The organism is Mycoplasma mobile 163K, assembly GCF_000008365.1.
In the GTDB taxonomy this organism is placed as follows: Bacteria; Bacillota_I; Bacilli_A; order Mycoplasmatales; family Metamycoplasmataceae; genus Mycoplasma_J; species Mycoplasma_J mobile.
Genome location: NC_006908.1, coordinates 84,980 through 109,238, shown reverse-complemented (window position 1 = coordinate 109,238; position 24,259 = coordinate 84,980). Strand labels below are relative to the sequence as shown.

Annotated in this window: 25 protein-coding genes, 1 tRNA gene and 1 other RNA gene; 10 read left to right on the top strand and 17 right to left on the bottom strand. The window is 24.9% G+C overall.

What is annotated here, in order from left to right; all coding sequences use genetic code 4:
- Positions 1-16 precede the first annotated feature (16 nt).
- The 5 genes from tig to ffs form a co-directional block, all read right to left on the bottom strand.
- Positions 17-1,468: a trigger factor gene (tig, locus tag MMOB_RS00465; protein ID WP_011264605.1), complete on the bottom strand. Its 1,452-nt coding sequence runs from the start codon at positions 1,466-1,468 to the stop codon at positions 17-19.
- A 23-nt stretch (positions 1,469-1,491) separates the two neighbouring features.
- Entirely contained in the window at positions 1,492-2,223 is a 732-nt protein-coding gene (locus tag MMOB_RS00460) for a hypothetical protein (RefSeq protein ID WP_011264604.1), read from the bottom strand.
- Positions 2,224-2,343: 120 nt separating this feature from the next.
- Positions 2,344-2,420: transfer RNA gene (locus tag MMOB_RS00455), tRNA-Arg, on the bottom strand.
- Positions 2,421-2,449: 29 nt separating this feature from the next.
- Positions 2,450-2,968, bottom strand: coding sequence for a YbhB/YbcL family Raf kinase inhibitor-like protein (locus MMOB_RS00450; protein WP_011264603.1), 519 nt, complete (start codon positions 2,966-2,968; stop codon positions 2,450-2,452).
- A gap of 35 nt (positions 2,969-3,003) precedes the next feature.
- An RNA gene (gene ffs / locus MMOB_RS03545) (signal recognition particle sRNA small type) lies at positions 3,004-3,100 on the bottom strand.
- Between the two features lie 156 nt (positions 3,101-3,256).
- On the opposite strand from ffs, the gene topA reads away from it, so the two are divergent.
- The 7 genes from topA (at position 3,257) to MMOB_RS00415 (ending at position 9,451) form a co-directional block, all read left to right on the top strand.
- Positions 3,257-5,098 carry a type I DNA topoisomerase gene (gene topA / locus MMOB_RS00445; protein WP_011264602.1) on the top strand — a complete coding sequence of 614 codons (1,842 nt, stop codon included), beginning with the start codon at positions 3,257-3,259 and terminating at the stop codon, positions 5,096-5,098.
- 220 nt (positions 5,099-5,318) lie between these two features.
- A complete protein-coding gene (locus MMOB_RS00440) occupies positions 5,319-6,227 on the top strand; it encodes an ECF transporter S component (protein ID WP_011264601.1) in 909 nt (302 codons plus the stop codon).
- 19 nt (positions 6,228-6,246) lie between these two features.
- A complete protein-coding gene (locus MMOB_RS00435; protein WP_041362751.1) occupies positions 6,247-6,651 on the top strand; it encodes a transcription antitermination protein NusB in 405 nt (134 codons plus the stop codon).
- Positions 6,652-6,721: 70 nt separating this feature from the next.
- On the top strand, positions 6,722-7,108 hold the full coding sequence (locus MMOB_RS00430) for a hypothetical protein (RefSeq protein ID WP_156768858.1): 387 nt from the start codon (positions 6,722-6,724) through the stop codon (positions 7,106-7,108).
- 30 nt (positions 7,109-7,138) lie between these two features.
- Positions 7,139-7,864 carry a TlyA family RNA methyltransferase gene (locus tag MMOB_RS00425; protein ID WP_011264600.1) on the top strand — a complete coding sequence of 242 codons (726 nt, stop codon included), beginning with the start codon at positions 7,139-7,141 and terminating at the stop codon, positions 7,862-7,864.
- Between the two features lie 2 nt (positions 7,865-7,866).
- Positions 7,867-9,036: a cysteine desulfurase gene (locus tag MMOB_RS00420; RefSeq protein WP_011264599.1), complete on the top strand. Its 1,170-nt coding sequence runs from the start codon at positions 7,867-7,869 to the stop codon at positions 9,034-9,036.
- Positions 9,023-9,451 carry an iron-sulfur cluster assembly scaffold protein gene (locus tag MMOB_RS00415; protein ID WP_011264598.1) on the top strand — a complete coding sequence of 143 codons (429 nt, stop codon included), beginning with the start codon at positions 9,023-9,025 and terminating at the stop codon, positions 9,449-9,451. Before MMOB_RS00420 ends, MMOB_RS00415 begins: the two co-directional genes overlap by 14 nt.
- Positions 9,452-9,481: 30 nt before the next feature.
- Here MMOB_RS00415 and MMOB_RS03470 read toward each other — a convergent pair whose 3' ends face one another.
- Genes MMOB_RS03470 through MMOB_RS00375 form a run of 8 tightly spaced genes read right to left on the bottom strand, consistent with a single transcriptional unit; the run spans position 9,482 to position 17,891 of the window.
- A complete protein-coding gene (locus MMOB_RS03470; protein WP_011264597.1) occupies positions 9,482-10,567 on the bottom strand; it encodes a ZIP family metal transporter in 1,086 nt (361 codons plus the stop codon).
- A 59-nt stretch (positions 10,568-10,626) separates the two neighbouring features.
- Positions 10,627-11,256 (bottom strand): dTMP kinase, encoded by a 630-nt coding sequence (tmk, locus tag MMOB_RS00405; RefSeq protein WP_011264596.1) that lies wholly within the window; start codon positions 11,254-11,256, stop codon positions 10,627-10,629.
- A complete protein-coding gene (gene recR, locus MMOB_RS00400; RefSeq protein ID WP_011264595.1) occupies positions 11,256-11,846 on the bottom strand; it encodes a recombination mediator RecR in 591 nt (196 codons plus the stop codon). The genes tmk and recR overlap by 1 nt, the downstream gene beginning before the upstream one ends.
- Positions 11,846-12,133 carry a YbaB/EbfC family nucleoid-associated protein gene (locus tag MMOB_RS00395; RefSeq protein WP_011264594.1) on the bottom strand — a complete coding sequence of 96 codons (288 nt, stop codon included), beginning with the start codon at positions 12,131-12,133 and terminating at the stop codon, positions 11,846-11,848. Before MMOB_RS00395 ends, recR begins: the two co-directional genes overlap by 1 nt.
- A 12-nt stretch (positions 12,134-12,145) precedes the next feature.
- Positions 12,146-14,308 carry a DNA polymerase III subunit gamma/tau gene (gene dnaX / locus MMOB_RS03465; protein WP_011264593.1) on the bottom strand — a complete coding sequence of 721 codons (2,163 nt, stop codon included), beginning with the start codon at positions 14,306-14,308 and terminating at the stop codon, positions 12,146-12,148.
- Between the two features lie 35 nt (positions 14,309-14,343).
- Positions 14,344-15,015: a uracil-DNA glycosylase gene (locus MMOB_RS00385; protein ID WP_011264592.1), complete on the bottom strand. Its 672-nt coding sequence runs from the start codon at positions 15,013-15,015 to the stop codon at positions 14,344-14,346.
- A complete protein-coding gene (gene thiI / locus MMOB_RS00380; RefSeq protein WP_011264591.1) occupies positions 14,999-16,198 on the bottom strand; it encodes a tRNA uracil 4-sulfurtransferase ThiI in 1,200 nt (399 codons plus the stop codon). Before thiI ends, MMOB_RS00385 begins: the two co-directional genes overlap by 17 nt.
- On the bottom strand, positions 16,167-17,891 hold the full coding sequence (locus tag MMOB_RS00375) for a hypothetical protein (RefSeq protein WP_011264590.1): 1,725 nt from the start codon (positions 17,889-17,891) through the stop codon (positions 16,167-16,169). Before MMOB_RS00375 ends, thiI begins: the two co-directional genes overlap by 32 nt.
- 261 nt (positions 17,892-18,152) lie before the next feature.
- On the opposite strand from MMOB_RS00375, the gene rpsD reads away from it, so the two are divergent.
- From rpsD to MMOB_RS00360, 3 genes are all read left to right on the top strand, one after another.
- Positions 18,153-18,752 carry a 30S ribosomal protein S4 gene (gene rpsD, locus MMOB_RS00370; protein ID WP_011264589.1) on the top strand — a complete coding sequence of 200 codons (600 nt, stop codon included), beginning with the start codon at positions 18,153-18,155 and terminating at the stop codon, positions 18,750-18,752.
- Positions 18,753-18,863: 111 nt separating this feature from the next.
- Positions 18,864-19,913: an NADH:flavin oxidoreductase gene (locus tag MMOB_RS00365; RefSeq protein ID WP_011264588.1), complete on the top strand. Its 1,050-nt coding sequence runs from the start codon at positions 18,864-18,866 to the stop codon at positions 19,911-19,913.
- 72 nt (positions 19,914-19,985) lie between these two features.
- Positions 19,986-20,975: a DHH family phosphoesterase gene (locus MMOB_RS00360; RefSeq protein WP_011264587.1), complete on the top strand. Its 990-nt coding sequence runs from the start codon at positions 19,986-19,988 to the stop codon at positions 20,973-20,975.
- Between the two features lie 28 nt (positions 20,976-21,003).
- Here MMOB_RS00360 and MMOB_RS00355 read toward each other — a convergent pair whose 3' ends face one another.
- From MMOB_RS00355 to MMOB_RS00340, 4 genes are all read right to left on the bottom strand, one after another.
- Positions 21,004-21,807 carry an alpha/beta fold hydrolase gene (locus MMOB_RS00355; RefSeq protein WP_041362741.1) on the bottom strand — a complete coding sequence of 268 codons (804 nt, stop codon included), beginning with the start codon at positions 21,805-21,807 and terminating at the stop codon, positions 21,004-21,006.
- A 79-nt stretch (positions 21,808-21,886) separates the two neighbouring features.
- The gene (locus MMOB_RS00350; RefSeq protein WP_011264585.1) at positions 21,887-22,372 is read right to left on the bottom strand and encodes a PTS sugar transporter subunit IIA; all 486 of its coding nucleotides are present in this window, start codon (positions 22,370-22,372) and stop codon (positions 21,887-21,889) included.
- 14 nt (positions 22,373-22,386) lie between these two features.
- Positions 22,387-22,659 carry a hypothetical protein gene (locus MMOB_RS00345; protein ID WP_011264584.1) on the bottom strand — a complete coding sequence of 91 codons (273 nt, stop codon included), beginning with the start codon at positions 22,657-22,659 and terminating at the stop codon, positions 22,387-22,389.
- Entirely contained in the window at positions 22,652-24,247 is a 1,596-nt protein-coding gene (locus MMOB_RS00340) for an alpha,alpha-phosphotrehalase (protein WP_011264583.1), read from the bottom strand. The genes MMOB_RS00345 and MMOB_RS00340 overlap by 8 nt, the downstream gene beginning before the upstream one ends.
- Positions 24,248-24,259: the final 12 nt, after the last annotated feature.

Here is a 24,259-nt window from a genome sequence, read left to right as displayed (position 1 = left end):
AAAATTTAGTTTTAAATTATTTTTTAACTGGTTTTTTTGTTGCTGCTGCAGGTTTTGCAGCTGGTTTTGCAGCTGGTTTTTTTGTTGACATTTTAGAATCCTTTCTTGTTTTTTCTTCTGTTGGTTCAACTACTTTTTTTGTAGTTGACAATTTGGGTTCTTCTCCAACAGAATTTTTTTCAATTGCATTATGTTTGATTAAAAATTCTAAAATTTTTTCGTTTACGATCGCTACTTGAGCTTGTTGTTGTGTAATCATTGATTTTACTGAATCTAAACTTACATTATATAGTTTTGCAAACTTTTTATATTTAACATCATAATCTTCAGGTTGAGCTTCAATTTTTTCTAGTTTAGAAATTTCTGTGTAAATTAAAGCTTCTTTCAATTTCAATTCTGATTCTTTATTTAAATTAGTTACAAAATCTTTTGAGTTCATATTAAGCATTTTTAAATATTTTTCTACTGTGAATCCATATTTTTTAACATCTTTTTCAAATTCTCTAATGGCATTAGTAGTTTCTTTCATTAAGATTAATCTAGGAACTGGAATTTCATTTTCATTCATTATTTTTTCAAAAATATCTTTTTTAAAACTTGCCTTTGATTTTTCATCTTTTTCATTTTTAATAAGATCTTTGAAATAATTTTCCATTTCTGCTAAAGTTTTTAATTTTGGATTATTAAGAAACTTAACTAGATCATCGTTTTTAACAGGTTTTTCCTTTGTAAAAACATCATTGATTTTTACATCAAAAATTGCTTTTTTTCCAGCAAATTTACTTGAATGATAATCATCTGGAAATGACACCTTAACTTCTACTTTATCTCCTGATTTAAAACCAATAAGTTGGTCTTCAAAATTATCAATAAAAGATTTTGAACCAATTACTAATTCATGTGAAGATGCTTTTCCGCCATCAAATTCTTCTCCATCAATTTTTCCAACATAATCAATATTAACAGTGTCTGTTTTTGCTACTTTTCCTTGATCTTTAGTTTTCTTAATTAATAATGCATTTTTTTCTCTTATTTTTTCAATTTCTGAATCGACATCTTCCTTCGAAACTTTTGCTCTACTTAAAGTTACTTTTAAAGATTTATAATTTTTTATTTTAAATTCAGGATAAATTGGATATGAAAATTTCAAATCAAGTTCTGCATCTGACATTTTTTCAACTTCATAAATTGGTGAATCAAGAACAATATAACTCTCATCTATTGATTCAGATGCAATTTTTACTAAATCATTTGCAATTAGTTTAACTGCTTCTTCTTGAATTTGTTCTGGATTTAAGTGTTTTTTAGCAGCTTCCACACTTGCTTTTCCTGGTCTAAAACCTTTGATTTTTAAAGTTTTCGCTAAATTTGAAAGAGCTAAATCTTGTTTTGCTTTTCATAATTTTTTTTCTGAAGAAACAACTACATTTATTTCTCAATCTTTTTTGTTAATTTCTGTTTTTGTCATAAAGTCTCCTATGTTTTTTTCTTTTAAGAATTGTTTGAAAAAATCCTACTATATATAATATCACATAAAGGAGTTTTTTCCTCATCCTTTTCGATACCCAATAATTTTTTAGCAATGTAAATAAATTCAGTGCTATAGTCTTTTTCTCCAATAAGAATTGCCTCTGGAAAAACAGTTGCACAATATGAATTTAAAATTTCTAGAGCCACATTAGTTATAGAAACATCCTTAAATGTTTTTTCATTAATTTTATTCCTATTTAATAAATAAAATGAGTTATTTACTAATGATTTGTTTTTGACTGGATTGAGTGATTCTTTACCAATTTTGAATTCAAAATTTATATCTTGTTCACATAAGAATTCATAGATAGAGGCCTTTATTTGAATTTCGATTTCTTCTTTTTGAAATAGCTGGTTAATTTCATTAATAAAAGGTCTTAAAGCATAGTTTCTCAATTCAGCTAAAGCAAGGGGTTTTAGTCTTCTATTTTTTGAAATCAAAATCTCTAAACATTCACTTGGACTTAATTTTATTTGAGCACGATTATTTTCGTAATTTTGAATTGCTTTAAGTAAAAGTTCCCTAAAAATATTTTCATATTCTTTTGGAATGTATGGAGCATTTAGTTCTTTTTCGACTAAAAATAAGGCTTCTTTAGAATTTTCCAATATTTTAGTCTTGATTTTTTCCACTATTACATCATAGTAATTTTTTGGACTATTTGAACTTCTTTGTTCATTAGAATCAGGCATAATATCATTTTACATTTTTTAACCATTTTTTTATAATTTTTAAACTAATATTTTGAAAGCAAAATTTAATAAAAAATAAAATATATAATTTCGCAAAAAATGCAAAAAAGCATAAAAAAATGGCGATCTCGACAGGAATCGAACCTGTGACAACAAGCTTAGAAGGCTTGTGCTCTATCCGACTGAGCTACGAGACCACACAAATTTTATTATAATATAAAAATTTTTATTTTTTTAAATATGTGAAGACGAATTTTCCTTTATCAATAACATGGCCTTTGATTGCTCTATGTAAATCTGCTAAATTAAAATTCTTAGCCAAATTCAACTTTTCTACATTTAAAGCGTAAATTCTTATAACATAGTCATGACTTTGATCAGGTGGATAAGGACCAAAATACTGTGAAGCAAGTTCGATTGTTGGAGCTCTAAAAGCTTCTGGAACAATTCCTTTTGGAGTTCTTGAATTTACACCTTGTAAAATGCTTTGATTTTTTAAGCTAGCACCTTCTTCTAAAGAGTTTGTTTTTATATTTGCAACTACTCAGTGAATAAATGGAAATCCAACTACTCCACTTGCTTCATAATCAATCATTTCTAGTGCATATGATTTTGCTCCTGAAACTTCTTCTCATTCTAGGTGTAAAGAATGTGAAGGCGCCTGATTTTTGTCCATTTTATTACCATATCCTCCAAAATCAGGATGCAAAATTGAATTTTTAACATTGTTTGATTTTATTTTCATATATCTCCAAATTTATAATAATTGTTTTTGTTTAATTTTAAACAAAAACCATTAGACATAACACTTCTCGATGTGGCTGCTTCATTTCTGTCCTGACCAAGTTACAAGGTTGCTATTCTAATGGCTCTTTTATTATATACTTTGTTTTAGATTTTGCTAAATTTTATTTGAAAATGTGTTTTTGAGGTAGTATGTTTTTTTAAAAATTGAAAAATAAAATTGAAAATTAAGAAAATTAAAATAAAAATATAAAATTAAGTTAATTAATAAATTATTTTAAGGAGTAATATGGCAGAAAAAGTAGTAATTGTTGAGTCTCCAAATAAAGTAAAAACAATTTCAAAATATTTAGGAAAAGATTATGAAGTTCTTGCTTCTGTAGGGCATATTGTAAAATTACCTGCTTCAGGAAAATTTCAATTAGGAATTGACTTAGAAAATTGAGAGCCACAATATGTTCTAGATCCAACAAAGAAAAAAGTTGTTTCTGAACTAAAAAAAGCTGTTAAAAATGCAAAAGAAGTTTTCATTGCAACTGATTTAGATCGTGAAGGAGAAGCAATTGGTGAAAATCTTGTTCATTTTTTAAATTTAGAGGATAAATATTCAAGAATTAGGTATGGAGAGATTACAAAAAATGCAATTTTAACAGCAATGGAAAATCCAACAAAACTTGATTTAAATTTAGTCAATGCTCAAAAAGCAAGAAGAATGTTAGATAGAATTATAGGTTTTAGATTAAGTAAATTGATGGCTTCAAAATTATCAAATTATCCAACAAAACCTACTGCAGGAAGAGTTCAATCAATTGGTTTAAAACTAATTATTGATCGTGAAAATGAAATTAAAGCATTTGAACCTGAAAAATATCATACTTTGGAGGCAAAAATAAGTGAAGATGTAGTTGCCGAATATTTTAACTCTAATCATGATGGAGATCATCGTAGTTGAATTTATCCAAAAGATATTGAAAAAATTAAAAAAGAAATCAAAGGACCTTTGGAAGTAAAAAGTATTAAAACAGGACAAAGAACAGAAGCTCAAATTACTCCGTTGAAGCAATCTGTTGTATTTCGTAAAGTTCAAGGAAGTTCAAATGTTATCCAAAGTGCAATGCAAAGGCTTTATGAAGGTTATGATGAAGGTGGCTTAATTTCCTATCCAAGAACTGATTCCACAAGACTAAGCCAAACTTTCATTAATGAATCTAAAAAATATATTGAAAAAAAATTTGGAAAGCAATATTTTTCAGAATCTATTAAAGGTGTTGCAGGTGACCAAGATGCCCATGAAGCAATTAGACCAACAGATGTTAGTTTAACACCAGAAATGGCTGTTGCTAAATATGGTATTGAAGGAGCTGAACTTAGAGTTTATACTTTCATTTACAATACAACTTTACAAGCATTAATGAAATCACCTATTCGTTCTACTTTAAGGTATGAATTAGAAAATAATTCTCATAAATTTAAATTATCAAGTAGTAAAGTAATTTTTGATGGATATTATGTAATTGATGGATACGATAGAGATAAAGAATTGCCTATTTACACTGAAGGTCAAAAAATTGAAGTTAAACAATATGTTTATTCTGATCATGAAACAAAACCTCCTGCTAGATATAATGATGGTACTTTAATTCAAATGCTAGATGATTTAAAAATTGGGCGTCCTTCTACTTTTGCAGCAACAGTAAGCAAACTTAAAGAAAGACTTTATGTTAAAGCTGAAGCTACTAATTTGGAACCTTCTGATTTTGGTTTCCAAGTTCTGGAAAAACTTTTAATTAGCTTCCCTGGAACAATTAATGAAGAATATACAGCTAAAGTTGAAGCTGATTTAGATTTAATTGCAGAAAATAAAATTGATTATAAAAAAGTTTTGCAAGATTTTTGAGACTTATTTAGTGAAACTCTTGATACTGCATATTTAACTTTAGAAAGAACGATTCTTATTCCAGAGCAAGTTGGAGAAGAGTGTCCAGATGATGGAGGAGTTTTAATTTATAAAAATTCGCGTCGCGGAGATCGTTTTATAGCTTGTGCTAACTGGCCTGAATGTACATTTACAAGAAGCATTGCTAAGAAAAAATGATTTAATAAGAAAAAATCTACTGAAGAAATCAATTAAAAGAAACATAAATAAAATTTTAATATATATAATTAAAACATCTATTGTATTTATATAATAGCTAAAATAAAAGAGCCGGTACTTTGTTTAGGTAATAAGATGGGAGTAGAACTTATTACTAGTAAAATAAAATTTACAAGCAAAGTACTTCATCCACTTTTTAATCCATAATTACTTTTGAATTAAAAGCTTTTTTATTTTATTTATAAGGAGTTATCTAATGAATAAAATAAAATTATTGACAAATGAACAATTACATAGCAATGTTGAAAAATGAAAATGAAATAAAGCGAATGTTTCAAATTTTTTAAAAACAAATTTTTATCTATCGATTAAAGATATTGCTTTGATGGGAATTTTAATGGGATTATATCTAATTGTTGCAGCTCTAGTTAATTACACTTTAATTGGTGTTACTAGAATTAATTTTGATTACTTATTTTTTATTCTTATTGGTATAATTTTTGGTCCTTTTAAAGGAGCTTTTTGAGCTATTTTTGCAGACACATTTTCTTTGTTATTAACTGGAAGAATTGCTTTTTGACTAATTCATTATGCAATAACTCCACCTTTAATTGCAATTATTTCATATTTTTTCTTTCTTTTATATAGGAATAAAAATGACAAACTATTTGTAATTCCTTTTAGTTTATCAATTGTATCTTTAGCGAGTGTTTTTGCAGTGTTTTCTTTAGGTTGAATCAGAAACAATTTAAAAATAGATGGATTAAATGGTCAAGTGACTTTTTTTGCTATTCTAGCAATTTCGCTAATTTCTGTTACTGTTATTTTTATAAATATTTTTTGTTTTTTAAAATACATTAGAACGGGGAAAAACATTTATAAAAGAATTATTTATATATTAGCATTAATAATTTTCATCAAAATATTTGCTAGATGACTATGAGGGCCAATTGCTTTTATTGAATATTATAATGTTTTTTTAGCAAAAGGAAGGGTACCATTTACTTTGCAAAGAAATTTTCCTATTATTTCTTTGAGAATTATTTTAAAATCTGCTTTAGTTATTCCTCTTTTTACTTTACTTATTATACCTTTAGTAGATGTTACAAAATTATTACAAAAAAAATATTTTTACAAATATGACTATTCTAATAGTTATATTTAATTTAATATAAAATTAAATTATGACTAAGCGAGAAGAAAGAATTTCTTTAATAAACATTCTATACAAATATGAACTAATGGAATGAAAAATTGATTCCCAAAAAATTTTTATAGAAGAAGAAGTATCAAAACATAATTTAAAAATTGTTGAATGAATTGAAAAAAAATATGATTCAATAAAAAAAATGATTCTTTCAACTTTTACTAAAGATTGAGAATGATTTAGAATTAATCCTTTGATAAGATCAATTTTGTTAGTAGGCACTTTTGAACTTGCTTTTTTAGATAAAAAAATTGTTATTAATGAAATGATTGAAATTACAAAAGAATATTGTGAGTATGACAAATTTAAATTTGTCAATGGAGTTTTAGATAATGTATCAAAAATATATGCTGAACTTAAGAATAGTAAAAAAGAAAATTAAAATAATTAAAAGAAAATTAAAGTCAAAGAAAAAATTAAAAAATTACAAATTAAAATTTCAACATAAACAAATGAGATTTTTACTTTCAAAAATTGCACTAATATTTAACGAAAAAGCAAATGTAGAATATTTAATAAATTTAGAAATTAATTTGATAAAAAAAGAAAAACAGTTCCATTTATTTGATGAATTTGTAGAATATATTGGAAAAAATGCAGAATGAAATTTCAAAGATGCAAATTGAATTTATTTAAGTAAATTTTTATTTTACATTTACCAAATATCATCTTTTTATTATGATGAAAAATATAAAATAAAAAATATTTATACAAAAGAAAATTTTACTGAATTAAATTCAAAAAAAAGAGACGAATTAACTAACTTTGTTAACGATTTGAAGAAACTAAATCCAAATTTTAACTTATGATACAAGCAGATCTTGATTTGGGTTTTGTAGATTTAATATTATTGATGTTATTATATTTAAATGAAAATTAAATTAATAGATAGAGTGATAGAAAAATTTGACTTTACTAATTCAAAAGCTAGCTTATTAATTAGAAATAAACAAATAATTGTTAATAAAAAAATTATTGCTGACCCTAATTTTTTAACTATTAAAGATGATGAAATTTTATTAAATAACAAAAAAGAATATGTGTCAAGAGGGGCGTATAAACTTTTAGATGCAATTGAGGAATTTAATTTAAAAAAAGAAATTAAAAATAAGATTGTTTTAGATATTGGTAGTTCTACTGGAGGATTTATTGAAGTATTATTAAAGTATGGTGCTGAAAAAGTATTTGCTTTAGATGTAGGAACTAATCAATTAGATTATTCTCTTAGAATAAATCCAAAAGTTATTTCAAAAGAAAATACAAATTTGAAGCAAATTTCAAAGAACTTATTTAGCGAAAAAATTGAACTTGTTACATGTGATGTTTCTTTTATTAGTTCAAAAGAAGTTTTTAAAGTTTTAAATTTTTTAGACAAAGGAGTGAACTTAATTTTACTAATTAAACCACAATTTGAAGCAAATTCTAGTGATGTTTTAACAGGTGGTATCGTAAACAAAGAAATTCATAATGATATAATTAATAAAGTGATTAATTATGGAAGTGAAAGTTTTTTACTTAAATCTATAAAAGAATGCAAAATTAAAGGGAAAAAAAGTAAGAATACTGAATATATTAGTTTGTTTGAAAGGAAATAATAATGAATGAGGAATTTAGAAATCAGTTTCCTATTTTAAAAAAAATAATTTATTTAGATAGTGCAGCACTAGTACAAAAACCCTTGAGTGTAATTAAAGCAAATGAAGAGTATTACTCAAATTTTTCAGTGAATTCGCACAGTTCAGACTCTTTATTAGGAATAAAAGCTTTGAAAAATATTGAAGATACTAGAGAAAAAGTAGCGAATTTAATTAATGGAAATAGTAATGAAATCATTATCACTTCAGGAACAACTCAAAGTTTAAACATGGTAGCTCTTATGTTAAAAAGATTATTAAAAGAAAATGATGAAATTATTTTATCAACTTTCAATCATTCATCTAATATGGTGCCTTGAATTGAGATAGCAAAAGAAGTAAATGCCAAAATCATTTTTTCAGAAGAAAGTGAAAATGATTCGATAATAAATAGAATTACAAAAAAAACAAAATTGATTGCAATTTCTCAAGTTAATAATGCACTGTTGAAAAAGAAAAATTTGAAGTCATTATATGAAATTTGTAAGGATAAGAATATCATTTTAATTAATGATGCTGCACAAGCTGTTATTTCTGAAAAAATTGATTTAAAAAATGAATCTGATGTAGTGGTATTTAGCTCTAATAAAATGTTTGGTCCAACTGGTATTGGTGTTCTTGCAGTTAAAAAAGAATTACTTGTAAAGTTAAAACCTGCTTATTATGGTGGTGGATCAACAGTTTCAATGAATGGAGAAAAATGAGAATCTAGTAAATCAATAAAAGCTTTTGAAGCAGGGACTCCTAATTTAGCTGGAATTTATCAGTTTAGCAAGGCAATAGATTTTGTTCAAAAATATGTTTTAAATGATGAATCTAAAAAGTATTTATTAAATTTATCTATTTATTTACATCAACAATTGAAACTATTAAAAGATATTGAAATTATTTCTCAAGATTCTGATTTTATTGCAATTTTTAGATTAAAAAAATATCCCTCTCAAGATGTTGTTTCTTATTTGGGACACAATAATATTTATGTAAGAGCTGGAGATTTTTGCGTAAAGAATCTTAAATTTTTAAAAGAAAATAACGGATATATTAGAGTTTCATTGACTTATTACAACAACAAAAATGATATAGATAATTTGATTGAAAAAATCCAAAAAGAGGCGTTTTATGAATTTCTCTAACAAAGAAAAAACTGACATTATCATGAAACATTATTCATCGCCTATTAATAAAGTAGAAGAAATTGAAACTAATTCTAAAAGTATATATAGACATAGTGCAAGTTGTGTAGATGAAATTAATTTAAATTTAAAAATAGAAAATGACTTTTTAGTTGATGCAAAATTTCAAGGAGTGGGGTGTGCAGTATTTTTATCTTCTGCAGACATTTTTTTAGAAGAGATAAAAAATAAACCTTTGAGTAAAGTAAACGAAATTGCAAATGCTTATTTTGATTTGATAAATAAAAAAGAATCAAATAATTTAAAAATTGGAAAACTTGCAATTTTCGAAAATGTTAAAATCCATTTAAATAGATTAGAATGTGCTTCTTTAATTTACCAAGCTTATAATGATTTTTTAGAGAAGCACAAATAAAAAAATTCAGTTTCCTGAATTTTTTTTGGGCTATTTAAGCATAACTGCTGATTTTATTGTTTCTAATGGTTCCAAAATTAACGAGTGATTATGAGCTACTTCTGGTTCTAATTCATGTGCTAATAAAATAACAACGCCAAATGCCATACCAATCAATAATGCTATGATAGTTCTATATCACATTTTTATTGTCAATTTTTCATGCAATAATTCTGGAATAAATTCAACTAAAGCTGTAAAAACTAAAAGTGCACCAATAGCTGCCAAGATAAACGGAATGGCTAAACTATCTTTAATTTGGTTTGCTGAATAAGCTCCAATAAATAAGAATGGGACAAAAATTAAAGAAAAAAGTGCTGATACACTGGCTGCTTTTCATTTTGAAACACCCATGTCAATTTGTCTATAATAAAAAATAAGCTCTTCTGGAATTATATGTAATAAGAATGTAATTAAAAAAATCAAATTCAAGCTATTTGTGTCATTATTTGCATATTGAGAAACAAAGAAACCAACTGTTAAGGCTGCTGGAATTTTATGCATTACAATTAAAATAAGAGCATACATTTTCGCTTTTGGATTGACATCATTTAAATTAAAAATTCCATCACCATGATTATGTCCATGAGAAATTTCATGTATTCCATTTTTATGATTATCTGATTCTTTTTTAACTAATTTTTTAGAAATAAAATATTTTATAATTAAACCAATTGTAAGCACTAAAATAAATGACATGCCAATAATTCCAAATCTTATTCCAAAAATTTCACCTTGACTAAAAGAAAATGTTGTTGTTGTAACTGCTCCGGTGTTTGGATTTGTAACTGTTTCAGTTTTAGTTGCTGTAAATAAATTTAAAAAATGACTTGATTCAATAAACAAGATAAAAAGTCCTAGTATTACAAAGTAACCTGCTGTAAGTGCATACATATAAGTCATTGTAGTTTTTTTAAGTTTTGGTTTTATAATTGGAAGTAAAAATCCTAATAAAAGCGGGAATCCCACAACTATTACAGAAATTATTGTTGCTATAATTCCGATTCCTGCTGAAGTTGGTCCAAATATTCCAGTTGTGGATGTTGTGCTACTAAAGTTAATGTTTTCTATGTTCATTTGTTCACCTCCTTTCTTGAAGTGAGCATTAACAAAAATAGCATTAAATGAAATTATATTTATTTTTTCAAAATTTTGTCAAATTCATTCAGTATATTTTTTAAAATAGTTCCTACATTTTCTTCAGCATTTACTAAAATAAATCTATCAGCCATTGTTGGTGAATTAATTATTTTAAAATATCCTTCATATGCTCTAGAAAAAAAATCTTTGGAACTCATTTCTAGACGATCTGGCTTTCCACGTTTATGTCTTCTTATAATTGATTCTTCTTCTGAAATAGAAAGAAAAAAAGTATAATCTGGCATGAAATTGCTTGTAGCGATATCATTTATCTCTTTAACTACTTTTACTCCCAAACCTCTTGCAATACCTTGATAAACATATGATGAATCCACATATCTATCACTTATAACAATGTGACCTTTTTTCAAAGCAGGTCAAATTAAACTATCTAAATGAACTCTTCTAGATGCTGCATATAGAAGAGTTTCTGTCATTGGATCGATATTAGTTTTTTTATCTAATAAAATTTTTCTTATTTTTTCTGCTTCTTTTAATTTTTTACCACCTGGTTCTCTTGTAAAAACGAATTTCTTATCTGGATACAATTTTGGTAATTTTCTTTTAAGTTTTTTTATTATTGTGCTTTTTCCAGCACCATCGATTCCTTCAAAACTAATGAACATTATTTGTCCTTTCTATTTTTAAATGCAAAATTTAAAGTTAAACTATCAATGTATTCTACTTGAGAACCTACTGGTAAGCCATTTGCAAGCTGGGAAATTTTTAAGTTTGGAAATTTTTCATTTATTAAATTTTTAATGTAAATTGCGCTTACTTCACCTTCTAATGTGGGACTTAGAGCTAAAATAACTTCATCTGCATTAGGTAATATTTTAAAAATTTTATTATATGTTTCAAAATAAGTACTTTTATCATCGAAATTTTTAATTAAAGAATCAACAACAAAATATTTCCCACTATAAATTTGAAGATCTTCAAATTTATTAACTTCTAAACTTGATTCAACAACCATTAGCTTATTATCTCTGGACTTATCTATGCAAATACTGCACAATTGATGTTCTGAAATTAAATTACAATTATTACATTTTACTAAATTAGATTTTGCCTTTTGAAAAGCATCTATTAAATTATTCAAAACATCTTTTTTTGATTGAATAATATAAAATGATATTTTTTCTGCTTGTTTTTTGCTTATTCCTGGTAATTCTTTTAAAGATAAAACCAAATTCTCAAAAGTTTTATTATTCATTAGAATCCAAGAGAATTTGCTTTAGGAGCTATTTTAGCTTCTTCTTCAGAAATCAAACTTATTGCTTCATTAAAAGCTAAAATTAGTAAGTCTTCCAAAGTTTCTTTATCATCTTCATCGATTAAAGCAGGATGAATAACTAATTTTGTAATTTCTTTTGCTCCATTAATTACAATCTCAACACCTTGCTTAGAAATATTGAATTCTTTTTTTGCAAGTTCAGATTGTTTTTTTTCTAAATCAGCTTGCATTTTTTGTGCTTGTTTAAGCATTGCTTTCATATCCATAAATTTACCTCTTTATTTTTTTATTTCCAAAGTGTCACCGAAAATATTTCTTGCAAATTCTTCTGTTTTTTCTTTTGAATTATCAAATGACTTTGGTTTTGATAATTTTTCAATTTTGAAACTTCTTTTTTGCTCATTTATTTCATTTCACATTTTTCTAGATTCTTTAAATTCTTTTTTAGTAATCGCAAAAAAGTGTTTTGGACCTTTTGTTATTTTTTCAATAAACATATTGAAATTATTTTCCTTCGATTTTTCTATTAGTTTTGTAATTAAATTATCATCATCAGCAGAAACCATTATAAATTTTTCACTTGCAGCAATCAATTTAGTATTTTCTAAATATAAAATTTCTTTATTGAATTTTTGATCTGTTTTATATGAAAATAAATTTTTTCAAATATCCTTACATTCTTTTAAAAATAAAGGATCTGTTTGCATCAGTAGATTTACAATTTTGACTTCATTTAAATCGTTAAAAAATTGATTTTGAAAAGAGTTTTTTTCCTTTACTAAATCTGTTATATCTAGTTCTTGAAGATTGCTTGGGTCATTTGAAGCAATTTCTTTATTCTCTTTTTGATTTAATATTTTTTTAATAGTGGAATTTTCCGAAATTTGTTCATTTGAGTATTCTTCATTTTCAAATGTTTCGTTTTTTGAATTATCAAATGAAAAAAATTCTTCGTCTTGATTTTCAAAAAAATCGATTTTGGATTGATTTAAAATCTTGTCATTAAGATCTATTTCTCCTGTATCAATTATTATATTTTCTAAATCTAAAATATCTGTACTTAAAATATGTTCATTTATTTGTTTGTACTCATTTAAATTTTCATTTTCCAAGTTAATACTTTGAGTTGTTTCTTCTAATAATTTATCTGTGTTTGTAATAGAGTTCATTTCATTTTTTAAAAAACTTTTGTTGCTATTTTTTTTATCATTTGAGGAAAATTCTGTTTCAAATGTTTCTGTGGGAGCTGTAAATTTAATAGCATTTTCATTTTTTTGTTTCACTTTTGAATCTGCTAAATGAATTGGTTGGGTGTCTTCATTTTTGAAAAATTCACTTAAACTGTTTTTTTTGTTTTGCTCCAAAATTTCATCTCTCTTGCTTTCGTGTAATAATTGTAAAATTATTATCTCAAAATTTCTTGTAGGAATTTCACTATGTTTCAAATCACTTAAGAGAGGCATTAAAGCATCTTTAGTTTGATAAGCAAAATGGATGTCAATTTCCAATTCTTTTAAATCTTCTTCGTTTAAATATTCCAATAAATTAGATGCATGTGTTTTATTAAAAACAATAAAATCTCTAATAATATCTATCAAATTAATAACTAATTTTTCAATGTTTATTCCAGATTCAATATAATTATTGATAGTTCTTAAAACTGTAGTTGTGTCTTTTTTATAAATCAAATTTAAAAAATAAATTTGATCTTCAATGGAAACTAATGAAAAAACTTCATCAACTTCTTTTTCTGTAATATTGTTGTTTGAAAAAATAGAAATTTGGTCCGCAATAGAAAGAGCATCTCTAAGGCCACCTTCAGCCATTTTTGCAATTAAAGTTAAAGCATTTTTATTGATTCTAATGTTTTCTTTTGTCAAAACTTCTTGCAATTGTTTTTCTAAAATAGGTAGAGTGATTCTTTTAAAGTTAAATCTTTGTACTCTCGAAATAACTGTTAAAGGAATTTTTTGAGGATCTGTTGTTGCCAAAATAAAAATAGCATGTTTTGGTGGCTCTTCCAAAGTTTTTAATAAAGCATTAAACGCAGATTTTGTTAACATATGTGCTTCATCGATTATATAAACTTTGTATTTGTATTGTGAAGGGCTATATTTAACTTTTTCTCTTAATTCTCTTATTTCATCTACTCCATTATTTGAAGCTGCATCTATTTCTATTATGTCCAGATTATTATCTAAATTTTCAACACAAAGGTTGCAAATTTTTTCTTTTTGGATTTCATGTTCACAATTTAAAGCAGCAGCAAAAATTTTTGCTACAGAAGTTTTACCTGTTCCTCTTGGTCCTGAAAATAAATAGGCATGTGATAATTTATCAAAATTCAAAATGTTTTTTAATGTTGTGACAATATGATCTTGGCCTTTTATTTCGTCAAAATTTTTTGGACGATATTTTCTATATAAAGCTTTATAATCCATGAATTTATTTTATCACTTTAATGAAAAAATTTAGCCTAAAAAATATTTCAATCAATTTGCTTTAAATTGTTTGCTTTTAATATTTCATTTACTTTCACAAAGTGATTATTTTTAAAAAATCCTTTATAAAAACTCAAAGGGCTTGGATGAGATGATTCTAATATAAAGTGTTTTGTTGAATCAATCAAACATTTCATTTCTTTTGCATCATTTCCTCATAAAAGAAAAATGACATTACTTAAATTTGTATTTATATATTCAATTAAATTCATAGTAAAAATTTTTCAAGGTAAAAAACTATGAGCTCTTGCTTTTTCCAATTCTGTTGTTAAAAAAGTATTTTGAAGCAAAATTCCTTGTTTAGCTCAACAAGATAAATCATTACTTTTAATTTTTATTTCTGGAAATTCATATATCAATTCTTTGAAAATGTTTTTTAATGAAGCAGGTGTTTTTTGATGTTTTGTAGAAAAAGCTAAGCCATCTGCGACATCTTTTTGATGATAAGGATCTTGACCTAAAATCACTATTCTTAAATCTTGAAAATCAAAAAAAGAAAAAGATCTAAAAATATCTTCAAGATTGGGGCAAATAATTTCTTTATTAGTTTTAAATAAAAAACCAATTATTTCTTTAAAATAAATTTTTTTTCTTTCTTTTTCTAAAAAAGATATAAAAGAAGGGTGTTCTCTACGATCTGAATTCATAATTGAAGTAAAATATTTCATCATAATCATTCAATGCTTTATTTTCAAGAAATTCTATTTGATCTAATTCATTTTCCAAAAATTCAGTTACTTCAAGTGATGGCTTGATTATTGGATTTTTAGGGGCAAATAATTCACATGCTTCATTTGATTGGATAACAGAAATATCATGAGTTTTTATTTCTTTAGAAATTTTTATTATTTCATTTTTATCAAAAGTAGCAAGTGGTCTAATAATTGGAATTTTTATTCCTGATTGAATTACATAAATAGCCTCTGCAGTTTGCGAAGCAACTTGACCTATATTTTCCCCATTGCTTATAATGATTGAGTTATTTTTCTCTGCAATTTTTTGACTTATTCGATAAAAACTTCTTCTCATTAAAACAACTTTATAGTTTTGCTTAGGACTTAGTCCTAAATAATTCATTAAATCTGTAAATTTTATTAAGTGTAATTTTATTTTACTTTGATATTTTGTCAATTCTTGAAGAATCATTTTTGTTTTTTTAACTGTTAAATCATCTGTATGAGGCGGGGTTATAAAATTAACAAATTCTACTTCAAAACCTCTTTTCATCATTAAAAAAGATGCGACAGGAGAATCAAAACCACCTGAAATTAAATGAATTGCTTTACCTGAAATACCTAAAGGTAATCCTTTTAAAAGTTCTACTTTGTTAGTAAAAAAATAAAATCTATTTTTTTCAATTCTAATATCTATTTTAAAATCAAAGTTTTTTACATCTACTTTGAATTTAGTATTATCTAAAATTTCATTTGCAACATATCTTTTTATTTCATCTGAAGTATTTCCAAATGATTTATCTTTTCTTTTTGCCTCTACTTTAAAACTAAGATTTTCATTTAAATATGTTTGTCTAACATGATTTAAAATACTCTTTGATAAAATCTCTAATTCAGGTTTTGTAAAATATATTATTGAAAAAGAACTCAAACCAAAAACAGTTTGGAGTTTGTTTATATTTTCCTCTGAATAATTTAGAAGCATATAGTCATATTCTACTTGAGGATACAAACCAATTTTTTTCATATTTTGTTCAAGTTTTTTAATAAAAGTTTGCTTATTATTTCCTTTTAATGTTAACTCACCATATCTTACAAGAAGCATTTTATCAACATTTTGCATACTAACTAACCTTTCTTTTAGAGTTTTTGTCATCCAAAAAAGAAGTTATAAGTTCAATTCCCTCATCGTAATTTCCTTCTAAACGGTGTCTTTCCAAACTTATGGCTAAATCATTTCATCTATAATTTCCACTTCTTTTATGTGCATTTTCTTTTAAAAAATCATCAATGACAAATATTTTAACTAATTTTAAATTTACTGATTTAGTAAATTTTTTTATATGCATAAATAAATTATCAACTTTTGTAGCAATATTTTCTGGATCAATGCTTTCATTTAAAATGTTTAAAGTATCAAAGAATAAACTTTTTTGTTGTTCAATTAAAAGTTTTAAGTTTTTTTCATTTTCATCTAAAATCACTTTTTTAATTTTCAATTCATAAATATTTTCTAAATAAATTCTTTCTAAATTTTGAAAGTATTTTTGGTTCGAAATTGAAAGATTACTATTTTGAAAATTTATTTTAGTAATTAAATTGATGCTTGAATTAATTGATTTTAAAAGTAAAAAAGCATTTTTTAGGAGATGAGCTTTTCTTAAATTTGTAATTCCTTCTGTCTGAGTTTCGGAAATTATTGTTTCTATTTCATTAAAATTATTATCAACATCATTTCTGTGAGATGAAGTTAATTCATTCATTGACAATTTTTTTTCACTTTTATTTTCAATAGGATCTCTTGATCTTTCTACTTCGATTTTTTCAGTTTCAAATAATACTTTTTTATATTTAGATTTCATGTTCACTAAAATTTTTTCAAACTCAGGATATTTTTGCAAAAACATGGCTGATGAAGTTTTTTCTTTTAAAATTTCAAAAAGAGTCATATCAAATAACGATGCTATATTTTTAATTGATTCTTTAGATTTTTTCATATCTAATATTTTTAAAGATTCATTTAAAGATTGGTGAAGAGATTCTATTTTGCTAATAGAATCCTCTGTTGAAATATTTCTAAGAAAAATACCTTTTTCAATACTTTTTTCAATGTTAGTTTTATGTTTTTTCATTGCTTGATGAAAATTTACATCTGCAAAGTCTTTGAAATTAAAAATGTATCTAAAAATATTAGCAAGTTTGATAATTTTTTCTTTAAAGTAAAACATTTCTTCCAATGCTTTTTTTCTATCCATTTGTTTTACAAATTCAGAAAAATGAGTTTTGTGATTGAAAGATTCATCAAAAAGTTTTTCAATTTCATTTGAATAATTTTTGAAAATTTCAGTATTTTCTGGGGAATCATAATAATATTTGTGCAAATATCTAAGTTCTTTATGATAAATATCAAATTCATTTCAAAGAGTCCTAACATTTGTTACAACATTTTTGCTTTTTTCTTCGAATTCATTTATTAATTCATTTAATTTAAATTCATCTTCTTTTGCTCTTTTAATTTCTTGCTTTATTCTTTTAATATTTTTTTTCTTTGTATCTTCTCTATAATCATAATTTTTTCCTGTTAAATCACCATGAAATTTATAAATTTTCAATCTTATTTCATCTATTTCTCAAAATAAATTTTGATAGTCTAAATTTTTTTCTGAAATGCGATAAATTCTAGCTGCATCGCTTTCAATTTTGTCAAAATTTACACTATCTAGTTTAAGCATCAAATTTTCAAGATTTTTAGCTAAATTTTTATAATAAATATAATTAGCTAAGATATAAATTAACAAAATCAATAATAAAGACGCTGTCAAGCTGGTTAAAATAATTTCTACAAACATAATATTTATTTTATATTAATCTAAATATAATCATATTAAAAGTTTATTTAAAATTATTTGCTTGCTAAAATTTGAAAAAATATAATTTAAATTATTTAAAACGTGTAAAATTATAAATGCAAACGCAGCAAAGTAATATTTTAATTTGTTTTTTTAATTTGTTTTAAATCTGGAAGTAAGGAGTGCTGCTCACCGAAACCACTAAATTATAAAAAGTTTGAAAGAATTATTTATTTCTCGTTTTGCAGAATGGAGAAAATTATGTCTAGATATGTAGGTCCTGTATTTAAAAGATCGCGTCGTTTTGGTTTTTCAATTTTAGAAACTGGAAAAGAATTTGTTAAAGGGAAACAAAGACAATATGCACCTGGTCAACATGGTCAAAGAAGAGGAAAATTAAGTGATTTTGGTATTCACCAACTTGAAAAACAAAAAGTAAGATTCATGTATGGAATTAATGAAAGACAATTTAGAAACACTTTTGCAATTGCTAATAAGGCAAAAGGTGTTACTGGAACAGCTTTTTTACAATTACTTGAAAGTCGTTTAGATAATATTGTTTACAGAATGGGATTTGCTCAAACTAGAAGACAAGCAAGACAACTTGTAAATCATGGTCATTTTTTGTTAAATGGTAAAAAAGCTGATATTCCTTCACAAAGAATTAATGTTGGTGACACTATTGAATTGAGAGCAAAATCTCAAAATGTACCAACTATTTTAGCTTCAATTGAAACAAGAGTTGTTGCTCCTTGAATTGAAAAAGATAAATTCAAAGGAAAATTAATTCGTGTTCCTGAAAGAAAAGAATTAAATCAAGAAATTAATGAAGCTCTAATTGTTGAATTTTACAATAAATAAAAAAGTGCTTTTAAAGCATTTTTTTATTTAAATTGAATTTTATTAAACATAAGATATAATCTATATATGCTGCTAGTAAGTAAAATTTACTAAATCAATTAAGGAGAAAAAATGCTTAAACCCAAAAATAGAATTGCAATGTTGCCAATGGACACAAAAATGGCAAAAAATGGATTTGTAAATGATTTTCATGTCCAACATTATGGAGCAAGAATTTGAGGAGAAGTTGGAACAATCATTGTTGAATCTGTTGCCGTTTCACCTGAAGGAAGAATTGAACATGATGATTTAGGTATATGAAGTGATGAACATATCGAAGGATACAAACATCTTGTAAGACTTGCAAAAGTGAAAAATGCCTTGATTGGGCTTCAATTAAATCATGCTTCATCAGCTAGTTTTGATAAAGAAAATAAAATTAATGTTTCAACAAAATATGACAAAGACCAGAATGTTAAATTAGCAACTATCTCTCAATTAAATCAAATTATTGAAAATTTTATTCTTGCTGCTAAAAGAGCTAAAAAAGCAGGAGTTGATTTTGTTGAAATTCATGCTGCTCATGGATATTTATTTTCACAATTAATTTCACCAATAACAAATGAAATTAATCCTAGTGAAAATATTGTCGAAAGGTCAAGATTATTAATTGATTTTGTAAAAAGATTAAAAAAAGAAGTAGACATTCCTTTTGGGATTAGATTATCAGTAAATGATTATTTTCCAAATGGAAATACAGCAAAAGACTTTAAACCTTTAATTAAAGAATTAGAAAAATATGTCATTTATTTTAATGTTTCATCATGAATATTATCAGGAGCCCCTTTATTAGAAGAAAGTGTTAAAAAGACAAAACTTTATCGTTTAGAAGATGCTTTAACAATCAAATCATTTACAAACAAACAAGTTATTGCTAGTGGAAATTTTAACACTAAAGAAGATATTGATTTTGCATTAAATAAAGGAATTGATTTTGTCGGTATTGGTAGAGAATTATTATTCAATCCAAATTTTTTATTAAATAATTACTTTAGTCCAGAAGAATTAAAAACACAAAATTTTGAGTGAGTAAAAGGAAATAGATTTTACAATCATATTCAATATTTAGAAGATAAAATTAAAAATAATTACACATTTAATTCAAGAAAATGAGATAAATAATTTAAAAACATACTTAATAGTATGTTTTTAAATTTAGTATGATTGAGATTGTAAAATTAGTTTTGAGGTAACATGAATAAAATCTTTAAAAAAATTGAAAAAATGATAAAAAAATATGAAAGTATTGTAATTTTCCATCATGTTAGACCGGATGGAGATTGCTTAGGATCTCAATTTGGTCTAAAAGAACTTATAAAGGATAATTTTCCAAATAAAAAAATTTTTGCAATCGGAAATAGTGAAAACTTATTTGATTTTTTAGATTTTAAAATGGATGAAGTCCCAAGTAAAGAAATTTTGAAGAATTCTTTAGGAATTATTGTAGATGCAAATTATTTAGAAAGAATCGAGCATTCCGAAATTATTAAAAATCAAGAGATAAAAGAGGTTATTAGAATTGATCATCATCCTGAAGACGATGATTTAAATGCTTCTTTAGTTTTTAAAGATGATTCTTATGCAGCTTCTGCCGAGCAAATCGGAGATCTTGCCATTAAGTTAAAGTGAAAAATTTCAAAAAAAGCTGCTGAATATATTTATTTAGGAATAATTACTGATAGTGGAAGATTTTTATTTAATAAAACTAGCTCAAGAACTTTTTCGATTAGTTCTACATTACTAAAAAGCAAAATTGATTTGGATAAGTTTAATCTTAATTTGTATAAAAAAACTTTATCTGAGCTAAAAGAACAACAAATAGTATTGAGTAATTTAAAAATAAGCGGAAATATTTTATATTTCAAAGCTTCAAAGGAGTTTTTACAAATTCATAAAATAGATGAAAAAATTGCAAATTATGTAAATTTATTGTCAAATATTGAAAACTACTATGTTTGAATTTTTTTTATTGAAGATGAAAAGGAAAATATAATTAGGATAAGATTAAGAAGTAGCGGCCCAAATATTTCAGATGTCGCCAAAAAATTTAATGGTGGAGGGCATTTTAGGGCTTCTGGAGCAAAAATAAAATCTTTTGATGAAATTGAGAATGTTCTTGAAGAATCACAAAAAGCTATTGATTTTTGATTGAATGAACAAAAAGTTCAAAAATCTAACTCATAACAAAGTCTACCATTAAAAATATTTAATGTTATTTGATTTCATTTAAAATTTCTTGAATTTTATCTTCGATCATTTTTCCTTTTTCGAAAATAATTGCATGACCACAATTTTCAATTTTTATTAAATCTACGCCTAAGTCTCTTTGGATCTTTTCTAAGTTAGTAAATGGAATAAATTTATCATCATATCCTGAAATAATTGAAAATTTTTTTGCACTAAAATATAATTTTTTAACAACTAAATTTTGAAAATCCAAATTTATAATTTCATTTAAAACCATGTTCTTAAAAATATTTTGTTTTTGAGATACATTATTCAAAAATGAAGATGCTTGTTTGAATAAGTTACTTTTGTAACTTTCAGTTGGGGATTGATGAACAAGTGATTCTAAACTGCTGATTGCTTCTTCTTTTGTTTTTGGTAATAATCAAGTAAAAAGAGTTCTATTAAAAATTTCTGATACAGAAACATAATTATATGGTGATAATAAAATTGTGTATTTTACTTCAGGGTGATTATTAACAAACAATGCAGAAACAGAACCAAGTGAATGACTCACAATAATTATTTGCTTCATATTTAATTTATTTATAAATTCTTTTGTAATTTTTTGAAATAAGCTAATATTTATTTCATTATTATTTGTACTTCCACCAGAACCTGGAAAATCAAATGCAACAACATCAAAACTTCTAGTCTTAGAATATATAATGTTGTTTGCAAATGATGTCGAACTATTAAAGCCATGTATGAACAAAACTTTTTGCCTTCCTGTATCTTCAAATATGTATGAAATAGTTTCTCCTAGAATTTGAATTTTTGATTTTTCCATTTTATACCTTTCTAAATTATTATTCATGTATTTAAAAAAATAATAAAAAAACATTTATTTAAATGTTTTTTTATTATTTTTAAAATTCGAAAATTTTTGTTTCTAAAGTAACTTTTCCACTTGTTAGCATTGTTGAAGCTTTCTTAGAACTTTCACCTGTAACAATAACAACTGTACTTTTAGAAATGTTATTTTCTTTTAAAATTGCAAAATCCACTTCAGCTAACAATTCACCTTCTGAAATGAAATCACCTTGTTTAACTTTAGAAGTAAAACCTTTACCATTTAATGAAACTGTATCTATTCCAATATGAACTAAAATAGTAATTCCTTCACTAGTTCTAATTCCAAAAGCATGTTTTGTCGGAAAGACTGTTTCCAAAATCCCTGAAACAGGTGCATAAAATTTATTTTCTAAAGGTTCGATGTAGATACCTTCGCCTAACATGTTTTCAGAAAATACTCCATCTTTTAAATCTTTGACTGGAAATATATTTCCAACAACAGTAGCTAGTGCATATGTGGTTGGGGCTTTTTTATCTTTTTTCTTGAAAAATGAGAACATTTTTCCTCCTTAATTTATTTATTTCTGTAGGTCCATGCATTTCTTGATCTAACTAAACCATAAGTAAATGCAAAAGCTATAAAATAACCTAGGAATCAAATAGCAAAAAATAGTCCTGCTAGTGTTCCTCCTGTAAAAGTGTTTCCAGGATTAAATGTTTGCATTAAAACAAATATCAAAGCCATGAAAAAACCTAGAATAACATCGAAAATATGTCAATATCATGGATACTTATCTCTTCATACTTTCTTATATCTTAATCTTATTCAATCAACAAGTTTACTCACTAATTTCTCCTACAATAAATTGATATGGTTTAATAATATTTTTTTCATATTCGTAATTTGAATAAAGAATAATTATATTACTTTTGCTATCCAAACTTATTTTTTTATTAGAAAATGAAAAAATAAAATAATAAGTTTTATTTTTATAAGTTCTTGTGAATTGAATTAAATTTTCTTTATATGGTAAAAAGGTAATATTACCATTTGCAAAAACTTTATCACTTTTAGATACTTTAACCATTTTTCGATAAAAGCTTAAAATGGAATTTGGATCATTTTCTTGTTTTTCAACATTTATTTCTTTATAAGAAGGAGCCACATTTATTCAAGGCTTAACCATAGAAAAACCTGAATTTTTTTCAGAATTTCATTGCATAGGAGTTCTGGAATTATCTCTTGATTTTTGCTTTATTCCATCATTTGCTTTTTCCAATTTTAATTCTTTAAAATAATTCAATGTTTCAACATCTTTATAATCTTCTTTATTTTCAAAATTAGGATTTTTCATTCCAATTTCTTCACCTTGATAGATGTATGTATCACCTGGCAAAGAAAGAGTTAACATTCCTAACATCTTTGCACCAACATTGTGAAATTCTTCATCTATAAATCTAGAAACAGCTCTTGGTTGATCATGGTTATTCAAAAATACTGCTAAATATCCATTTAATTTTTGTGTTTCAGTAAAAGAAGTATCAAAAATTTCATTAAGTTTTTTGATATCAGGTTTTTTGTAAATAAATTTACCTTTTTCATCATAATCAATTTTTAAATGATGAAATGTAAATGCACTATCTAATCTCTTTTTGTCTAAATTGGAATAAATACTTGCTTTTTGCATTGTTGTTGATGATAGCTCTCCAACAGTAAGAAAATCTCCTTCTTTTGGAAATTCATTTCTTAATTCTTGTAAGTAATCTTCAACTTTTTTTCCATCTGTATAAAATTTTCTTCCATCAGTTTCATCTTCATTAAAATTAGATTTTGAAATCAAGTTAATAACATCAAATCTAAAGCCTTTTACACCTAAATTAATATAAAATCTAATAACTTCTTTTATTTTTTCTTTAACTTTTTCATTTTCCCAATTTAAATCAGCTTGAGTTTCATCAAAAAGATGAAGGTATCAATTATTTTTCTTATATTCTTTTCAAGCACTTCCTCCAAATTTTGAAACTCAATTTGTCGGAGGTTTCCCAACACTTTTTTTTGAAATATAAAAATCTTTATATTCTGGGTCGTTATTAATTCACTTTTTAAATCATTCGTGTTCTGTTGAAGTATGATTAAAAACCATATCTAACATAACTTTTAAATTTTTTTCTTTAGCTTTTTTGATCAAAGATTTAAGATCTTCTAGATCACCGAAAAGAGTATTTATAGATAAATAATCACTTACATCATAACCATTATCTTTAAGAGGAGATTTAAAAATTGGACTTAATCAAAGATAATCTACTCCTAGATCTTTGATATAGTCCAATTTTTCTATTATTCCTTTGATATCTCCCCTTCCGGTTCCTTTTGAATCCTTAAAAGAAGAAGGATAAATTTGATATACAATTTTTTTTGAATTTACATTTTTCACTAAAAAATTATA